Genomic DNA, 19,033 nt, shown 5'->3' on the forward strand with positions numbered 1-19,033 from the left:
CCCGTCTTTAGAATTTTTCAAATGAAAAGAACCTAAAAGATATTATACTACACTGATAAAAATTGTAAACAGAGTAGCAAGTTTAATTTATCTTCTTGATTATCTTGTCTTTATTTAAAAATCCTATGACAAATAGAATAACCGCTATCACTGAAACAACGGCAGAAACCATGTAGTTTTTATGTTCAATGTTTGAACCAATATATGAAGAAATAACTATTCCCGGAAGCCTAGCTAAAGCCGTTATGAGAAAATAGTTTACAAATTTGACTGGTGTTAATCCTGCCACATAAGACAAAGCATCCTTTGGAAGCCCTGGCATCAAAAATACAATAAAAAGCCCCATCTCACCTTTTTTGTTGTTTATTATGTAGTCAAACTTTTTTAGCTTATCCTCTGAAATCATTCCCCTCACAAACTCATATCCCAGAAGCCTTGCTATGGCAAAGCACAAAACAGAGCCAATGGTTATGCCGATCAAAGAGTAAATAGAGCCTAAAACAGCTCCATAAAGGTATCCACCGGCTACCTGCACCACTTCACCAGGAATTATAAATATTACGACCTGCAGCACTTGTATAAGTATAAACACCAGCACCCCTTTTGCTCCAAAGCCTAAAATCCACTTTTCGAACTTGGCAGGATCTTTTAAAAGGTATGTAAGGTAATCGCCATACCGAAACAGCACCCAAAAAAACAAAAATACAAAAACCCCTATTAACAAGCTATTTACGAAAAGCTTATTTTTATTTCTCCTCATCTATTTTCCTCCTAAAGATTTCTAAACCTGCTTCCATCGTAAGGCATCGAAGATTTTACGCTGTATACCTTCATTTCAGGATACCTTAAAGCAGAAAGCTTCCCTCCAAATACACACCCTGTATCTATATTGACCGTATTATTTAAAAACCTCGGCTCTTTCACAGGTGTATGGCCGTACACGACAATCGGTTTGCCTTTATAGTCCTTTGCCCAGTCAAGCCTTACTGGCGTGCCATCTGGATTTTTTTCACCTGTTATATCTCCATATAAGACAAATTGCCTTACGTATTTCCCGTAAAAGCCTATGTATTTTTCTTTAATTCCTGCATGTGCCACAACAAGCTTACCATCGTCTAAAACAAGGTACATTGGAGCCATTTCGTAAAGCTCTTTAAAATGTGAGACGACAATTCTTTTTTGTTTCTCCCTCAAGTTATTTAACTCAGCTACAGTCGTCTCTAATCCATGTATGATTTTCACATTGTGCCCTAAAAGATAGCGGTAAAGCTTGTTACAATGATTGCCAGGGGTGTAAAGGGCTTTTTTAGCTTTAACATTTCTGTATACAAGCTCGATTACATCTACAGAATTAGGCCCTCTATCTGTAATATCGCCTAAAAACACAAGCTTTCTATCATCTTTATGGAAGTATACACCGTCTTTTAATGTGTAGCCCAATAAATCTATTAATTCTGTAAGCTCTTTATAGCAGCCGTGAACATCTCCGATAACGTCATAAGCTGTCAATATAAACCCTCCATTTGTTCATATCATACATATATTATTTCATTGAAAGAGATATTCTATTTCTTTCTACATCGACGTCAATTACTCTTACCTTCACTACATCGCCTACAGATACCACATCCAAAGGATGATTTACGTACTTTTGAGACATCTCAGATATGTGGACAAGTCCATCAGTATGAACACCTATATCTACAAAGCACCCAAAGTCAACGACGTTTCTTACGGTCCCCATCAATTCCATCCCAACTTTAAGCTCCTCTATCGTCATCACATCAGATCTCAAGATTGGCTTTGGAAGGTCTTCTCTGGGATCTCTGCCAGGCTTTTTCAATTCATTTACAATATCATTAAGCGTAGGAAGTCCTATGTCGTATTCTTGCGATAATTTCAAAAGTCCATACTCCTCAAGTTTGTAAGCAAAATCCCTCAAGCTTTTCGTGTCTAACTTATCCTTAACATATCCAAACTTCAAAAGAAGTTTTTCCAATACCTCATAACGCTCTGGATGTACACCTGTAGAGTCGAATATGTCGTCACCATTTAATATCCTTAAAAAGCCTGCACATTGCGTAAAAGTCCCTTCACCTAACCTTTTGACTTTTTTCAGCTCGTTTCTGTTTCTAAACTTTCCAACCGTATTTCGATACTCAACTATGTTTTTCGCTATGGTCCCATTGATACCTGCTACGTACTTTAAAAGTGATGCAGATGCAGTATTTAAGTCAACTCCTACGCTATTTACGCAGTCTTCAACGACACCATTTAAAGCTTCGCCCAACATCTTCTGGTTTACATCGTGTTGGTACTGTCCTACTCCAATAGATTTAGGATCGATCTTCACAAGCTCAGCAAGTGGGTCTTGAAGCCTTCGCGCCATCGATATAGCACCTCTTAAGCTTACATTTACGTCAGGAAATTCCTCTGTCCCTATCTCTGACGCCGAGTACACCGATGCACCAGCCTCATTTACTATGACGTACTTCAAATCTCTGTCCATCTCTTTGATTAGATCTGCTATAAAAATTTCGCTTTCTCTCGATGCAGTTCCATTTCCTAATGAAATAAGACCAACATTGTACTTTTCTATCAAGTCTTTCAAAACCGCCTTTGCTCCATCTACATCGTTTTGAGGCGGCGTAGGGTAGACAGTGGCAGTATCTAAAAGTTTTCCTGTTTCGTCTACAACGGCAATCTTGCACCCTGTCCTGTACGCTGGGTCAAACCCCATCACAACATATCCTTTGACAGGTGGCTCTAAAAGGAGGCTCTTTAAGTTCATCTTAAACACTTTTATAGCTTTATCTTCAGCAATCTCAGTAAGCTTATTTCTTATTTCCCTCTCTATAGATGGTTTGATAAGCCTTTTGTATGAATCATTTATTGCATTAACATGATAATCTTTAAAAATTGAGTCATTAATAACATTTGACGCAACTATGTTATTTATTATTTTTTCATCATCTACATCTACTTTAACAGAAATATATTCTTCTCTTTCTGCCCTGTTTATAGCCAATATTCTGTGTGGAGGTATTTTCTTTATAGATTCCTTGTAGCTATAATACATCTCATATGGGGATTTTTCATCTTTTAATTTTTCCGTCACAAGAAGTCCATTATTCCATATATAGTCTCTTATGTACTTTCTTATCTCAGCATTGTCTGATACGTCTTCCGCTACTATGTCCATAGCACCTTGATACGCCTCTTCAAGAGTTAAAACACTATCGTTCAAAAACTTCACAGCGTAATCATCCGGGTTTCCTTCTCTTAAGTCACCATCAGCAATTAATTTTGCTAAACCTTCCAATCCTTTTTCTTTTGCAATAGTTGCTCTAGTCCTTCTCTTAGGTCTAAATGGTCTATAAATGTCATCTATTTCCTGCAGTGTTTTACTATTCTCAATCTTTTCTCTAATTTCGTCAGTAAGTTTTCCCTGCTCATCAATCAAGCGTATAGTATCTTCTTTCTTTTCTTCTAAATTTCTTAAATACGTAAGCCTTTCATAGAAGTTTCTCAAAACTTCATCTGATAGGCTTCCTGTTGCTTCTTTTCTGTATCGAGCAATAAATGGTATCGTGTTGCCTTCATCAATAAGCTTAATCGTATTTAAAACCTGAAAATCCTTTAGATTGAATTCCTGCTTTAATGTTAAAGCTATCCTGTCCATAAAATCTTCCTTTCATTTATTAAACTTAAAGGCCATCCCAAGCTAAATGAATTTAAAATAAGGGATATCCGTTAGATATCCCTTAAGACACTTTCTGCTTTAGGTATGCATTGATAAATTCGTCAATATCCCCATCCATTACAGCGTTGACATTCCCTACCTCAAAATTCGTTCTGTGGTCTTTTACAAGCGTGTACGGCTGAAATACATACGACCTTATCTGATTTCCCCAACCTGCTTCTTTGTGCTCGCCTTTTAAGTCTTCTATTTTTTCCTTCTGCTCTTTTATCATCATATCCATCAATTTCGCCTTAAGCATCTTCATCGCAGTTTCTCTGTTTTGCATCTGCGATCTTTCTGTCTGACACTGCACGATAATGCCCGTTGGTATATGAGTTATCCTGATAGCCGATTCTGTCTTATTGACGTGCTGACCACCTGCACCAGATGACCTGTAGGTATCTATCTTCAAATCCTCAGGCCTTATATCCACCTTAATATCATCGTCTATTTCCGGCAAAACTTCAACAAGCGCAAATGAAGTATGCCTCCTTCCGGCAGCGTCAAACGGGGAAATCCTGACTAACCTGTGAACACCTGCTTCGCTTTTAAGATATCCATACGCGAAAGGACCTTTTACCATAATCGTCACGCTTTTTACACCGGCATCATCACCAGGCAAGTAGTCTACCGTCTCCACATCGTAATTTTTCGATGACGCCCACCTCATATACATTCGCAAAAGCATCTCAGTCCAATCCTGCGCTTCTGTACCACCTGCACCTGCGTGTATAGAAAGGATGGCATTGTTTTTATCGTAAGGACCGCTTAGCAGCGTCTTTATCTTCATGTCGTTTACCTTTTTGGAAAGAGCTTTGTACTCCTCGTGGACTTCCTGCGAAAGGGATTCATCCCCTTCCTCCAAACCCAATTCGATAAGTGTATGAAGATCTTCCCACTGCTTTTCCAAAGCCTCGTATTCTGAAATAATCTCTTTTAAATCTTTCTGCTTTTTCGAAAGCTCTTGAGATTTCTCTAAATCACTCCAAAAATCAGGCTCCGACATCTTTTTGTCAATCTCTGCTACTTCTCTTTTCAATCCTTCGATGTCAAAGAGAAGCCCCCATTTCTTTTATAGTATCTATCATGTTCAAAACTTCTGTCTTATAATCTGCTAACACTCAATCATCCCCTTCTAAAATTTTTAAAGATTTGCTCCACAGCATTTCTTGTACTTCTTACCACTGCCACATGGGCATGGATCGTTTCTTCCAACTTTCTTTTTCTTGACTACAGGCTTCTTTGGTTCATCTCCACCTTGATTTGTAGCGATAGGCTTAGCCACCTGCTCTCTATGTGGCATATTGTCATTTCTTATCTCTATGTGGTACAGGAACTTCACCGTATCCTCCTGTATAGAATTCACAAGATCCTCAAACATATCATACCCTATTTTCTTGTACTCTATGACAGGATCTACTTGTCCGTAAGCTCTCAACCCTATGCCTTGGCGAAGCTGATCCATCTCATCGATGTGATCCATCCACCTCGTATCCACAACTTTTAAGAGGACTATCCTCTCTATCTCTCTCATCTGTGGACCTATCTGCTGCTCTTTTTTCTCATACTGCCTTACAGCTTCTTCATATATTATATCTGTAAGCATCTCCTTATCGAGCCTACCAAAATCCACATCTATTACTACGCTGTCTTTTTCCAAAAATAAATCGTAAAGATGATTCAATAATCCCTCTATGTCCCATTCTTCAGGGTATTTGCTGCCAGCAGTGTAGATTTCCACATTCCTTCTTATGATGTCTTTTACCATGTCAAGGATGTACTGCCTTAAGTCTTCTCCTTCTAATACCTTTCTTCTCTCTTTGTATATTATTTCCCTTTGTTTATTCATTACATCATCGTACTCAAGGACATTTTTCCTGACATCAAAGTTTATGCCTTCTACTTTCTTCTGTGCTTGTTCTATCTGCTTTGTCAATATTTTATGCTCGATAGGCTGATCGTCTTCTATACCCAAAGTATTCATCATATTTTTTATTCTCTCAGAGCCAAAAAGCCTCATAAGGTCATCTTCGAGAGAAATGTAGAATCGGGACTCTCCAGGATCGCCTTGACGTCCAGAACGCCCTCTCAACTGATTGTCTATTCTTCTAGACTCGTGCCTTTCTGTGCCGATTATATACAATCCACCCAGCTTAACAACTTCTTCATGCTCTTTTTCCGTTTCCTTCTTTATCTCGTTTAAAAGCTCCTGATATCTCTCTCTGGCCTTTACAAGTTCTTCGCTGTGCAATGGCCCGTATCCAGATGCTTCATTTATGACATCTGGAGAATATCCTTCTTCAATCATCTTTTTCTTTGCCAAAAATTCGGGATTGCCGCCTAAAATGATATCAGTACCACGTCCAGCCATGTTTGTAGCTATCGTAACAGCGCCTTTTCGTCCTGCTTGCGCTATAATCTCTGCTTCCTTTTCATGATACTTAGCATTTAAAACTTGATGCTTTATGCCCAGTTTCTTAAGCATACTGCTTAATTTCTCTGACTTTTCAATGGTAATAGTGCCCACAAGTACAGGCTGTCCCTTTTTATGATGTTCCACTATATCTTCAACGACAGCCTTAAATTTTGCTTCTTCCGTCTTGTATATGACATCAGGATGATCTATCCTTATCATCTCTTTATTGGTAGGTATCACCACAACGTCAAGACCATATATAGCTCTAAACTCTTGCTCTTCTGTAAGGGCAGTACCAGTCATACCGGCTAATTTGTCATACATTCTGAAATAATTCTGAAAAGTGATTGTGGCAAGAGTCTTGCTTTCTCTCTCGACTTTTACGCCTTCCTTGGCTTCTATTGCCTGATGCAGACCTTCGCTGTACCTTCTGCCAAGCATAAGCCTTCCAGTAAACTCATCTACTATTATGACTTCTCCGTCCTTTACGACGTAGTCCTTATCCCTTTTCATTATGGCATGTGCTTTTAAAGCCTGATTTATATTGTGGGAAATCTCTATATTTTCAAGATCAGCCAGATTATCCAAGTTGAAAAATTTCTCAGCTTTTTCCACACCTTTTTCAGTCAAGCTTACTGCTCTCGCCTTTTCATCTATTGTATAATCTTCTTCATTTTTTAAAGTTCTTACAAAAGCATCAGCTCTTTTATATAGATCCGTAGACTTTTCGCCAACGCCAGAAATGATAAGCGGTGTTCTGGCTTCATCTATCAATATGCTGTCGACCTCGTCCACGATTGCATAATTTAGATGCCTTTGCACCATTTCCTCTTTATATATGACCATGTTGTCTCTCAAATAGTCAAAGCCAAACTCATTGTTTGTACCGTAAGTTATATCAGCAGCGTAAGCTTTCTTTCTCTCATCTGAGTCCATGTCGTGAAGTATGACGCCAACGCTTAAACCCAGAAACTCGTATATTTTACCCATCCAGTCACGATCCCTCTTAGCAAGGTAGTCGTTGACTGTAACGATGTGAACTCCCTTTCCTTCCAAAGCATTTAAATATGCAGGCAGTGTCGCAACAAGCGTCTTTCCTTCACCAGTCTTCATCTCAGCTATTCTGCCTTGATGTAGCACAATACCGCCTATTATCTGCACTCTGAAATGTTTCATCTTAAGCGTACGCCATGCAGCCTCTCTAACGACTGCAAAAGCTTCCGGCAATATATCGTCAAGGGTTTCACCATTTTTAAGCCTATCCTTAAATTCCTGAGTCTTGCCTCTTAGCTCATCGTCTGAAAGCTTTGACATCTCCTCCTCGTATGACAAAACCTCATCTGCTATAGGTTCTATTCTCTTTACTTCTCTCTCACTGTAACTGCCAAATATCTTTTCCAAAACTCCTAACATTAACTCACCTTCTCAAGGTTATTCTCATTCAAGTATATATTATATCATTATATCGCGACCATATCAAGGAAATGAGGTATTGTCGTTTGTGTCAAGTATTTTTAGGTTTTTTTGAAAAAAAACCTCACTATCACTCTAAGGATGAGCATTGATAGCTAAATAACAAAAGTATTTTAGTATTGAAGTTTCTTAACTTCTCAATAGCATAAAATAGCTACTCCTCATAATAATAACTAAAACTACAATCTTCACTATATAGTACTTTGTATATGTAATATGCATACTTTTAAATGGCACTTCTCAATAGTAATGATTTTATAGCCTGACTTGTTAATGTTTTTTTATTTTGCAATATTGGCAAGCTTATCATGTTTTCACAAGTTGATTTTATTTTCTTTAGTTGCTGTTTCGCTTTATACACTGTTTGCTTTGGTATTTCTATTGGCTTTAAGCTTTCATATTGCTGTTTTAATACGGCATCTTTCAACGATATGCCGCTTGCTTTTATTGCTCTTAATTTTGCCATTTTGTGAGCTCCAACCTTGCTCCATGAAATTGGTCTACTTGATAATCTTTCCGAAAGTACATGACTTACATGACTTTCTGCACTGCATCCTGTTATTTCTTCCTTGTAAAGGCTGTATGAATTTATTCCATCCCAATTGTTATTTATATATGTTTGGCACTTCGTTACGGGATTTTCTGGGCCGTTTAATTCTACTTCTTTATATTTTTGCGTTAAAAGCTCATTGACTTTTTGTTTGTCTGCTTTAAATATGGCTTTCCATAGTTCTCTCTTTGTTTTTTTATCTTCTTTTATTGCAGCTGTTATGTATTTTTGTAGATGGAATAGGTCTAATACGTATACGGCGTTAGGCAGATATTTTACTCCAAATTTTATCCATTCTGCTCCATCTCCAGATACGTATATGCGTTTTATTTTGTCTTCGTTATATGTGCTTGCAATGTACTCCCATACTTCTTTCCATAACTCTTCTACTTTTTCTCCTTCGTATACACCTGAAAAGTATACGGCATTTTTTAATTCATTTCTGCCTTTTGTTATTGTTTGTTTTCCTTCGTGTACGTATATTAATTTTGCAATGTCTGGTTTGCCGTTTTGAAGATGTATATGGTCTTCATCAGCTTCTATGTATAGAGTTTCTATTTCTTTTTTAGCCTTTGGCTTTTCATATGTTTGAAGGTTGTCTATTTTTCTTAATGTGTTCATTACTGTTTGCCGGCTTACATTGCAGTTAGCTCCATTTCTTTTAAGTTCCTGAGTGGTTTTTTGATATGAGAGTATTGTAGAAAGATCCGTTATATCAGCCTTAAGCTCAGCATCTATTCTTTCATATTTTTGAATGCCAGCAGCTTTATCTACGAGATATGCCTTCTCTCCTGTTTCTTTGTTTTTGTAGTACCGTCTTTTGTATGTGATATCTCCAAATACAGTTGTTATTGTCCTTTCACAATCTTTTTGGACTACCACCCAGTTTTTCCTTTCACTTTTGTCTTTATATATGTTTTGATCAAGTTCATGAAGTACATCTGCACAAATCTCTTTTCCTAATTCATTTAGAATTTTTTTAAGTTCTTCTTCAAATTCCAGATAGGTATATTTTCCATTAAGCAATCCAATAATTTTTTCTACAACAAGCAGGAATTTTTGAAGTGTATGTTGAATTATTTTCATAAGACCTCACCTTCCTATTTATTTTTTACTCATCCTTTTGGGAGGATGGTGAGGTCTTATTTCTACATTTTATCGCTATTTTCCTGCTTTTTCACCTAAGAAAATTTTACACTAAGGGTATTGTCCTTAAATATAAAAAGATCCATGTTGTCCTCACTATAAAACATGGATCTTTAATATTTCAATTTAACGGATGTGCCTTTATGTATTCACCGTATTTTTTGTCTACTTTGCTTATATGGTTTATAAGCCAATCGACTAACTTGCGGTTTAAAGTGGTTATTATTGATACGCTGACACCATTCTTTTTAACGTCGTTTTCTATTTCTTGTATGTCGCTTATAAATTTCTCATGAAGCTTTTTATGCTGAGGCAATTCTGGGTACTTATACTTTTCTAAAAGTTTTTCCTCATCGCCAAAATGTTTCACTGTGTATTCTCTTAAGAATCCCAGTATCTCATAGACTTTGTCTTGACCTTGCTGCTTCATACATGCCTCAAAAACATCGTTAACCCTATTGAAAAGTTCTTTGTGTTCATCATCTATCATGTCTATGCCCACAGACAATGACTGCTGCCACTTTATCACTCCAACTCCTCCTCTCGAAAATTCTTTTTATATAATAATTATAATATATATTTATTCGACAAAAAAACCCTTTTCTTTAAGTTTTTTTTCGATTCTATCTAAAACTTCTTTTGAATCAGCTTCTACAGTATGCAGATGAACACCTTCTGTCAATGATGATAAAAGGGTTGCTTTAGCATTTTTCACGCTTTCCATAAATCTTTCAACATCATACCGAGATGAAATCATCAATAGTCCTCTTATTTCACCATAGAGAGGATGTTCAACAATCACATCTAAGACTTTTCCGCCATTATCCACAATAGTATTAAGTTCTTCCTCTGTTTTATCAAAATAATGTTTGCTCACAATTACTTTTGTATATTTGCCTTTATCGCTTGAGCTTAATATGTAGCCTTGCGGAGTAGACAATATCTTTATACCCTCTGCTCTTAATATGGCTATGTCTTGCACAATTACCTGCCTCGTAACACCCAAAACATCCGCCAATCTATTGCCTTTTACAGGTTCTTTCTCTGCTTTTAAAATCTCTAATATCTTATCTCTTCTCTCTGCCGAATTCATCCATCAACACCTCTTAAAGTCACAAAATACACATTTATATTTTAACTCTCTTAGAGGCATTTATCATGGCATTTGAAACCATTAGAAAAATCCCAGTTGCTATAAATAAGTCACCTATGCTGAAAGTCTTTGGAAGAGGATACGGCTTTGGCAGGTAAAGAACATCACACAAAAATTTTAGCTTCGTAGATGAAGTCATGGCTTGATGAGTCGGAATGATGTTTTTTGTAAGCTCAGGCACTAAATAGCCGATGCCTGCCGCTTTAAGGGAATTAACCGATACAGGCATCCTTCCACCATTTGCAAAAATGACTATGAAATTTAAAATGATGCCTACGGCTATTATTCTCATGTATTTGTTATGTCGATTGTACCACAATCCTATAAAAAGCATCAAATAATCCAAAAAATGTATGTACGCTCTATACGTCATTATGATTGGGTATTTATCCGTTAAATTAAGCACTCCAAACTCAAGTCCAAAGCCAAGTATAAAAAAAATAGGCATTTTTATATCTATGTCGGCAATGCCGCTTATTTTCCCTCTCCTTAATAGAAAACCGTATATGAATGAAGCGCCAAGAGAATCAAAAATCATGTTTGAAATCCTCCTTGTTCTTTTCGTATGCTTTTTTAAAGAGCTTTATAATTCTCGGGCTAAACTGCGTACCTTCATTATCAACTATTATCTTGTACGCTTCTTCTCTAGTGTAGGCGTTTCTGTAAGGCCTATCTGATACAAGCGCATCAAACACATCTGCAATGGCCAGTATCTCTGCCTCCAGTGGTATCTGCCTTCCGCTTATCCCATCAGGATAGCCATTTCCATTGTACCATTCATGGTGATACCTAACCCAATACCTTACGTTTTTTAAAAAAGGCACATCTTTCAATATCTCATAACCGCTTACAGGGTGCTGTTTGATATGATCGTATTCTTCTTTCGATAGTTTCCCAGGTTTGTTTAAGATATTTTCAACAATGCCTATCTTGCCTACGTCATGCAAAAGCGCAGCTATACGCACCATTTCAGTGTGTGCCTCGCTGAATCCAGCTTCTCTGCAAAGATAAACGGCTAATTTTTCTACGCTTTTAGAATGTCCCAAAGTATACCTATCTTTGGTCTCTAACGCCTTTGTAAGGGCATTTATGGTGTCATAGTAAGACTGTTTAATCTCCATATTTAACTTGAACATATACCTTACCATGATAAGTGGCACGAAAAAGATTAAAAGGGCTATATAACCAAATTTAACAAACACTGATGTCATTAATATACCTATAAAAGCAAGAAATAAGAAGTTAATCGTTCCCCATTTAAAATCCATTATCCAGATCGACATAAAGGATTTATTAGTCAACAATTTTATGAGTACAGCAACTATGCCTGAATTAAATAGATAGTACACACATGATGCAATAATTGCTTCGACAAGATATTTGGGGTATATATATCCGCTTCGCCCACCTAAATATTTATAGGTTATGCCAGCCATAAAAACACTTATTGCAATTTGTGATATATTAAATAACGTTTTATAATATGGAGTATTTAAAGCACATTTTATTTTCCCATTAGCATTACTAACTAGAAGCAAATTACCTAATGCAGCAATTACAGCTCCTTCATAAGGTCCAAATACAAGCAATGCCATTAAATCTACTGCATAAGCAACTGAAACAGAAACATCAGAATTTATGTATATAGGCAATGACTCACAAACCGCAGCAAAAATAATTAAAATTATAACATCTAAAATATGATGTGGATTTATCTTAAATACAGAATAAATTATTAATGATAAGCCACACGCTACAACAAACGATATATATAAAATTAATCTTTTACTCACATTATCATCCTCCATAAAAATATACCCAAACCCATATTACCCCCATTTATAGTTTGCTCCTCCAGCAAGTGCTAATGCCAATAAAGCAAGAAGTACTTTTATGATTGTTGCTTTTTTCATCCTGAAACCCTCCTTTACCAAAGATGCTCTCAAGCTTCTCAAGCTTCAGGCGAAACGCTACGCTTAATAAAGGTTTGGGTAAAAATAAGCTATTTAATTATCGACTGTCGAAATGACACGCCTGTTTAAAGCGTCTAATGTCGCTTTTACAAGTGCTTCACCTTCATCTTTTTTTACGATGCTGGAGCCTACAAGAAGCTCCTCTCCTTGAGGTGTTGCATGTGTCACTGCGACTATGGCTATACGCTTTTTGGCAAAAGAATATATATCAACATCTTCTAAAATGAGATTGTGATCATCTGGAAGTATTTTGGATACACACTCAAGTGTGGCATTCACGATTATCCTATTTTTGTTCCTCTCTGTATTTACACCTTTATATACACCTTCATACATTTCAGAACCCTTTGTAAGGACAACGGTTGCTTCTAAGTTCACTCCATTGTTGGCAAACGTTAAATTTGTAAAAGCAATCCTCTCATCGTTATAGTATCTGCCACTTGTCTCCACCTGTGCGACGCTAATTATTTTGTAGTTTACATCTACTTTAAACTCAGCCATTAAAACCGATTGTACATCTCTTGCGATCTGCTTTGCATTTCTTGATGTATCAGCTAAAACGTGAATCTCCGCAATCTGTCCGTTTTCAGCTATAACTCTACTTGATATTACACTTTGTACCCTATTTATCAATTCTTCCATAGAATTGATAACTTCTTTTGTAAATTCAATCAACGTGCTCACACTCCATTTTTTCAATCAACTTTTACACATACAGGAATAATATTCTACAAAAAATTCTATTTTCCTTCTTTATCGCATAAAAAAATTGAGGGTTTTTTTAACCCTCAATTGTATCTTCACATTGTCGGCTCTATCAAACCATATTTGCCGTCTTTTCTCTTATACACAACCGTAAAATCGTCTGTCTCGGAATTCGTAAATACGAAGAAATTATGACCTAAAAGGTTCATTTGAAGTATGGCTTCCTGCACCGACATAGGCTTCACAGGAAATCTCTTAGTCTTTACAACTTCAAACTCCGACTCATCCTGAACATCATTTTTTATGTAATCCTGTTGAACATCAAATCTTATAGAATCTGGTGTAAAATTGTTTTTCAGTTTCGTCTTGTACTTGAGTATTTGTTTTTCAAGCTTATCAACGACATTATCTATCGAAGCGTACATATCGTCGCTTACCTCTTCAGCTCTAAATATCATCCCTCTAAAAGGTATCGTAACCTCTGCAATCTGGTTATTTTTCTGAACACTCATGACGACACGTGCTTCTGTGTCATCCGCAAAAAACTTCTCTATCTTGCTTAAACTCTTTATAGCTGCATTTCTAAGTCCATCTGTTATAGCCATGCCATTTCTACCGCTTACTGTAATCCTCATACAATACAACTCCTTTCTTTATGTCTATATTATTATAATTCTACATGAAATCTAATATTCCTGCATAAATTCTTATTAATATTTTGCGAATTTTGCAAAATATAATGATGAATAAAAAAGGTGCTTCCGCACCCCGTCAAACTTATAGTATTTTGCTGAAAAATTCTTTTGTCCTTGGGCTTTTAGGATTGGCAAAAAGCTCTTCAGGAGTACCTTCCTCCACAATCACTCCGTCATCTACAAAAATGACTCTATCTGCAACCTCTCTTGCAAAACCCATCTCATGTGTCACTACTACCATCGTCATGCCTTCATTCGCCAGCTCTTTCATGACATTCAATACTTCCTTGACCATCTCTGGGTCCAGTGCAGATGTAGGCTCATCAAAAAGCATCACATCCGGCTGCATAGCCAGCGCTCTGGCAATAGCAAGCCTTTGCTTCTGACCTCCAGATAGCTTCACAGGATATGCATCTCTTTTGTCTTCCAGACCAACTTTCTTTAACAATCTCATTGCAATATCCTCTGCAGTTTTTTTGTCCATCTTCTTTACTTTGATAGGAGCCAGCGTTATATTGCCGATAGCCGTCATATTCGGAAATAAATTAAAGTGCTGAAAAACCATGCCGACTTTTTGACGTATCTTATTTATATCAGCTTTTTTGTCGTTGATTTTTTCCCCTTCGATGTATATGTCACCTTTTGTCGGCTCCTCAAGAAGGTTTATGCACCTTAATATAGTGCTTTTCCCAGAACCACTTGGACCGATTATTACCAAAACTTCACCTTTTTTTACTTCTAAGCTTACACCTTTTAAGACTTCTAAATTGCCAAATCTTTTATGGAGGTTATCAACGCGTATCACCAGTCCTTAACCTCCTTTCAAACTTGCTTAAAAGCCTTGAGAATACCAGCGTCATCACAAAGTAAATGGCTGCTATAATTATAAGCGGCTCAAATGCCCTGTATGTGACACTGGATACTATCTCTGCTTGCCTTGTAAGATCTGCAAAGCCTATAACAGACACTATAGACGATTCTTTCAACATTACGACAAATTCGTTGCCTAAAGCCGGCAAAATATTCTTTATTGCCTGGGGAATTATAACGTACCTCATGGCCATGCTGTGAGACATGCCTAAAGAGCGAGAAGCTTCCATCTGTCCCGGATCCACCGCCTGAATTCCCGAGCGTATTATCTCCGCCACATAGCCTGCACTGTTCATAGAAAGGGCTATTATGCCTACTACAAATCCAGGAAACTTTATGCCAAACTGAGGCAAACCGTTGTATATGATGAGTATCTGAACCAAAAGCGGTGTACCTCTTATTATCTCAACGTATGCTGAGCCAATAAAGCTCAATACTTTCACGCTGGACATCTTCATTAAAGCAACTATCAATCCCAATACAGCGCCTATTGCCACAGATATAATAGTAAGCTCTATTGTCATTATGAGTCCGTTTATAAAAAGCTGTGTGTATTGTGGCATGCTTGAAAAATCAAGATTCATTAACCTTTTTTTCTCCTTTCAAGAGGCTTTATTTTCCCATCCATTTGTTTAACATTTTTTCGTATTCGCCGCTGTCTTTAAGCTCTTTTATTACGCTATTTATCTGGTTTACCAGATCCTGATTCCCTTTTGCAACAGCGACTGAGTATCCTGGCACAGCTTCATTTATCTCTTTTATGTGAAGCATCTTCATGTCTTTATACTCATTTAAGTATGCATCTGCAATTGTGCTTTCCATCAATATAGCGTCTACCCTGCCATTTTCCAATGACAAAAATGCATCGCCTAATCTATTTAACTCTTTTATGTCTATTCCTTTTATCTTCTTAGCCGCATCATCAGATGTAGTGCCAAGCTGCACAGCTACCGTCTTTCCTTTCAAGTCATTTAAGTTATTTATATTGCTGGTATCTTTCACGACTAAAACTTGCTCAGAATTATAATACTCATCGGAAAAATCAACGTTTTTCTTTCTCTCTGGTGTTGCATTCATACCTGCAATAGCCATGTCAATCTGGCCGCTTTGAAGAGCTGGAATAAGCCCTGTAAAGTCCATATCTTTTATCTCTAGTTTTACGCCTAACTTTTTGGCAATTGCATTGGCCAAATCCACATCAAATCCCATTATAGTATCTTTACCATTGACAACTTTGTGAAATTCAAACGGTGGAAAATCAGCGCTGGTACCCATGACGATAACTCCTGATTTTTTCACTCTGCTTAGCGTAGACTGTTTCGAACAACCACTTAGTGCGATAGACATAATAGTAATAAGAATTAAAGATATTATCAACCTTTTTTTCAATTTTTTCTCCTCCCGACAATAGATAATTTACTAAATAATTATACTATCACATGCATAATATTGCAATATATTTTTTAACGCATCAAAAAATTTTCTGGTGGAAAAATGATTAAAGGGCATCCCTTTCGGAATGCCCTCAATAATCCTCTTTACTTCTTGCAAAAGTGAAGGGGATTACTTATTTGCTCCAGCAACTCTTCCTCTCCTGGAGTTAAACTGATTGTTTCTCTGCTTTTTAGCATCTCTGCATGCTTTGCACCTTACTGGCGCATTTTGAAAGCCTTTCTGAGCATAAAATTCTTGTTCACCGGCAGTCCACACGAATTCTGCCCCACAGTCTTTGCAGACCAATGTCTTGTCTTGATACATAATAAATAATCCCCTCACTTTGACATTTATTTACTGTATAGCCAATTAGACTATACAGTAATATTATACCACCAGTTAAGAGTTTTATCAATAAATTTTAAAATTTTAAAAATTGTATAATTATTACTGCATAAACATTTAACGCTTTTTATCCACAAAATAGCTGCCAGGTGTGTAATACTTAAGATACTCTATATATCCTTTTTTCCCTTTTGCTACGTCATTTATTTTTTCTTCAAGATTTTTAAAAGCGCAGTTTATATCCTCTAAATTTTTATCTTCAACTTCTTTTATTTTTTCTAATGTGCCTTTTATATCTATCAGTATTCCCTTTAACACGCTTTTATCTGCACTATTATTAGGTGTATTAAAAATGCTGTCAATCCTATTTACTTTCTTGTACAGATTGTACATAGGCAGAAATTCACTGTCTATCTCATCAATGCTTGCTATGATGTCTTGTTTTTTCTCCAGTATGTTTTTTATGTCATCAAGCTTTTGTGAATTTATGGCTATGTTTAACTGGTTATTTAGTTGAAGCATTTCATTTAAATAATTTAATTTTTTTTCAGCCAACTCTATCAATTTTTTTATATCGCTTACCATACTATATCAACCTTTAGAATAAACTTTTGCTCGAACTTTTCCCATCGCTTCTCCCCATGTATCTCTAAGCTCTGTTATCAAAGATATCACTTCGTCTAACGGCTTTTTATCTTTTTTTAAATTTGCATCTATCAGCCTTCTTGAAATAAAATCATAAATGCTGTAAAGATTTTTCGATATATCATACTGCATGTCAAGAGTCGCCATAAGCTCTAATACTATGTCCTGCGCTCTTGTTATGCTGTTATGAGCTTTTTCGATATTTTTATCATCTATCGCCTGTTTCGCTTCATTCACAAAACGGATAATGCCATTATACAGCATCATAACTAGCTCTTCAGGACTTGCCGTCATTATGGAATTCCGTTTGTATTCCAAGTATGGATCAATCATTTATCAATTCCCCTTCCTGCCTATTGCATCAACTTTATTAACCACTAAGTTGTTGGCTTAGCCACTGGCTCTGCGAATTCATCTGCGCCATATACGTCTCTAATTGAGTAAATTGATCATAATACTGCTGCTCAAGCGTATTTAGGTGATCCTGCATATCTGAAATTCTCTGATTTAAATCATTAATTTGCTGACCCAAAAAGCTGTTGTCATACAGTTGATACTGCCCCCCACCAGCTTCTTTCGTAATCGAGTTTATACCATTATTTACTATATAATAGAGCCTTGCTGCTATTCCGTCATTTTGACTAGAACCAGGTGTCGCATTTACATCTGTCGTTGATTCCGTTATTTTTGTAAATAGATCCATTACTTCCTGCGGATTTTTTTGTATTGCATCTTTAAGCTTCGTATCATCTATATAAAGCTTACCTCCTTCATACCACTGACCAGTAGTTATCCCAATAGAGCTTAAAGTCATCTTAGTGCCGTCAGAAGCAATCACAGTGCCTGATATGGCATTTCTCATGCTGTAATATATGGACGTAAGATTGTCATTTCCGCTTAAATCACCGCTTCTGGCTTTCTGTTGCCACGCAGTAATATCGTCTTGCGTCATCTGCTTTTTCTGATCATCTGTCAATGGCTGATAGTCATAATACCTTTGCTCTGTCAATTTTGAATTTATAGTTGTGATCACATCGTTATATGCATCAACGAAACTCTTTATACTATTGTATATTGTATCTGTATCTGTCTGAACAGAGAGGGTTGTTGAACCTATACCTGTAAGATTGACATTTATTCCTGCCACCGTAACATTGTTCGAAGTACTATTTGTGATCTCAACATTATTAAAAATAAAATCCGCGTTATTTCCGTTTTGTATATATAAATTTAATTTAGTTAAAATAGTATTACTTGTATCACTTTCTGAAATATTTATTTGTGAATTACTTCCAGTCGTACTTGAAACCAAAAATAACCTTCCTAAATTGCTATCATACGTTGCATTAATATGAGTTGTATTTGACACACTATTAATAGCTGTAACTAAATCATTTATTGTTTGCCCACTCTTTATCGTAATTGTAGCCGAACTATTAGCGTCTCCATTTGATATAGTTAAAGTTATATCATTACCTGTATCGTTAATAACATCTCCTGAATTAATAGTATTTTGGCTTGTTGCGGTAGCTGCTGATGCAAGAGTTTTTACAGTTAATTGATATGTCCCATTTACAGCATTTACACCCGCTGTAGCCGTCGCAATTGATGTATTTGATGAAACTGTTTTTGCAAGATATGTCCCTTGCAACTTCATGCTAAACAAAGTATTGTCCCTTAGTGTCAAAAGCTTTGTATTTATGTCTTGAAGATCCTCCTGCTGCCACTGTAACCACTGCTTTTGCTGCTCCAATTGATAAAGGGGCTGACTTGCAGCCGTCATAAGCTGCTTCACAATAGAATCAGTATCTATTCCTGATGCAAGACCGCTTATTCTAAGCAAATTACTTGTAGTAGAGTTTTGCATTGTAATAGGATCCATACTA

General features: G+C 36.6%; 19 protein-coding genes. All 19 read right to left on the reverse strand.

Annotated features, from left to right (window positions below):
- Positions 1-82: 82 nt before the first annotated feature.
- The 19 genes from JJQ93_RS07560 to fliD all read right to left on the reverse strand — a co-directional run bounded on the left by JJQ93_RS07560 (position 83) and on the right by fliD (position 19,029).
- Entirely contained in the window at positions 83-760 is a 678-nt protein-coding gene (locus tag JJQ93_RS07560; RefSeq protein WP_274893303.1) for a TVP38/TMEM64 family protein, read from the reverse strand.
- Between the two features lie 11 nt (positions 761-771).
- Positions 772-1,509, reverse strand: a complete 738-nt coding sequence (gene prpE, locus JJQ93_RS07565) for a bis(5'-nucleosyl)-tetraphosphatase PrpE (protein ID WP_274893304.1) — start codon at positions 1,507-1,509, stop codon at positions 772-774.
- A gap of 34 nt (positions 1,510-1,543) precedes the next feature.
- Positions 1,544-3,682, reverse strand: coding sequence for a Tex family protein (locus JJQ93_RS07570; protein ID WP_274893305.1), 2,139 nt, complete (start codon positions 3,680-3,682; stop codon positions 1,544-1,546).
- Between the two features lie 82 nt (positions 3,683-3,764).
- A protein-coding gene (prfB, locus tag JJQ93_RS07575; RefSeq protein ID WP_274893306.1) for a peptide chain release factor 2 occupies positions 3,765-4,863 on the reverse strand; the annotation gives its coding sequence in 2 pieces (ribosomal slippage) (positions 3,765-4,793 and positions 4,795-4,863; 1,098 coding nt in all).
- A 23-nt stretch (positions 4,864-4,886) separates the two neighbouring features.
- On the reverse strand, positions 4,887-7,571 hold the full coding sequence (gene secA / locus JJQ93_RS07580; protein ID WP_274893307.1) for a preprotein translocase subunit SecA: 2,685 nt from the start codon (positions 7,569-7,571) through the stop codon (positions 4,887-4,889).
- 286 nt (positions 7,572-7,857) lie between these two features.
- The gene (locus tag JJQ93_RS07585; RefSeq protein WP_274893308.1) at positions 7,858-9,267 is read right to left on the reverse strand and encodes an ISLre2 family transposase; all 1,410 of its coding nucleotides are present in this window, start codon (positions 9,265-9,267) and stop codon (positions 7,858-7,860) included.
- Positions 9,268-9,448: 181 nt separating this feature from the next.
- Positions 9,449-9,856 (reverse strand): bacteriohemerythrin, encoded by a 408-nt coding sequence (locus JJQ93_RS07590; RefSeq protein WP_274893309.1) that lies wholly within the window; start codon positions 9,854-9,856, stop codon positions 9,449-9,451.
- A 51-nt stretch (positions 9,857-9,907) separates the two neighbouring features.
- Positions 9,908-10,420 carry a transcription repressor NadR gene (locus JJQ93_RS07595; RefSeq protein WP_274893310.1) on the reverse strand — a complete coding sequence of 171 codons (513 nt, stop codon included), beginning with the start codon at positions 10,418-10,420 and terminating at the stop codon, positions 9,908-9,910.
- Positions 10,421-10,454: 34 nt separating this feature from the next.
- On the reverse strand, positions 10,455-11,018 hold the full coding sequence (locus tag JJQ93_RS07600; protein WP_274893311.1) for a DUF5317 domain-containing protein: 564 nt from the start codon (positions 11,016-11,018) through the stop codon (positions 10,455-10,457).
- A complete protein-coding gene (locus JJQ93_RS07605; protein WP_274893312.1) occupies positions 11,008-12,273 on the reverse strand; it encodes an HD-GYP domain-containing protein in 1,266 nt (421 codons plus the stop codon). Before JJQ93_RS07605 ends, JJQ93_RS07600 begins: the two co-directional genes overlap by 11 nt.
- Before the next feature lie 213 nt (positions 12,274-12,486).
- On the reverse strand, positions 12,487-13,128 hold the full coding sequence (locus JJQ93_RS07610; RefSeq protein ID WP_085111693.1) for a hypothetical protein: 642 nt from the start codon (positions 13,126-13,128) through the stop codon (positions 12,487-12,489).
- Between the two features lie 125 nt (positions 13,129-13,253).
- Positions 13,254-13,793 (reverse strand): ribosome hibernation-promoting factor, HPF/YfiA family, encoded by a 540-nt coding sequence (gene hpf / locus JJQ93_RS07615; RefSeq protein ID WP_274893313.1) that lies wholly within the window; start codon positions 13,791-13,793, stop codon positions 13,254-13,256.
- Between the two features lie 142 nt (positions 13,794-13,935).
- On the reverse strand, positions 13,936-14,658 hold the full coding sequence (locus JJQ93_RS07620) for an amino acid ABC transporter ATP-binding protein (RefSeq protein ID WP_274893314.1): 723 nt from the start codon (positions 14,656-14,658) through the stop codon (positions 13,936-13,938).
- Complete coding sequence (locus JJQ93_RS07625; RefSeq protein WP_274893315.1) at positions 14,645-15,307, reverse strand: amino acid ABC transporter permease; 663 nt, start codon at positions 15,305-15,307, stop codon at positions 14,645-14,647. The genes JJQ93_RS07620 and JJQ93_RS07625 overlap by 14 nt, the downstream gene beginning before the upstream one ends.
- Before the next feature lie 28 nt (positions 15,308-15,335).
- On the reverse strand, positions 15,336-16,112 hold the full coding sequence (locus JJQ93_RS07630) for a basic amino acid ABC transporter substrate-binding protein (protein WP_274893316.1): 777 nt from the start codon (positions 16,110-16,112) through the stop codon (positions 15,336-15,338).
- Positions 16,113-16,286: 174 nt separating this feature from the next.
- Positions 16,287-16,481, reverse strand: a complete 195-nt coding sequence (locus JJQ93_RS07635; RefSeq protein WP_013788614.1) for a zinc-ribbon domain-containing protein — start codon at positions 16,479-16,481, stop codon at positions 16,287-16,289.
- Positions 16,482-16,619: 138 nt separating this feature from the next.
- Complete coding sequence (flgN, locus tag JJQ93_RS07640; RefSeq protein ID WP_274893317.1) at positions 16,620-17,087, reverse strand: flagellar export chaperone FlgN; 468 nt, start codon at positions 17,085-17,087, stop codon at positions 16,620-16,622.
- Between the two features lie 6 nt (positions 17,088-17,093).
- Positions 17,094-17,480, reverse strand: a complete 387-nt coding sequence (fliS, locus tag JJQ93_RS07645) for a flagellar export chaperone FliS (protein ID WP_274893318.1) — start codon at positions 17,478-17,480, stop codon at positions 17,094-17,096.
- A gap of 37 nt (positions 17,481-17,517) precedes the next feature.
- A complete protein-coding gene (gene fliD, locus JJQ93_RS07650) occupies positions 17,518-19,029 on the reverse strand; it encodes a flagellar filament capping protein FliD (protein ID WP_274893319.1) in 1,512 nt (503 codons plus the stop codon).
- Between the last annotated feature and the right edge of the window lie 4 nt (positions 19,030-19,033).

The sequence above is a fragment of the Thermoanaerobacterium sp. R66 genome (assembly GCF_028895185.1).
GTDB lineage: Bacteria > Bacillota > Thermoanaerobacteria > Thermoanaerobacterales > Thermoanaerobacteraceae > Thermoanaerobacterium.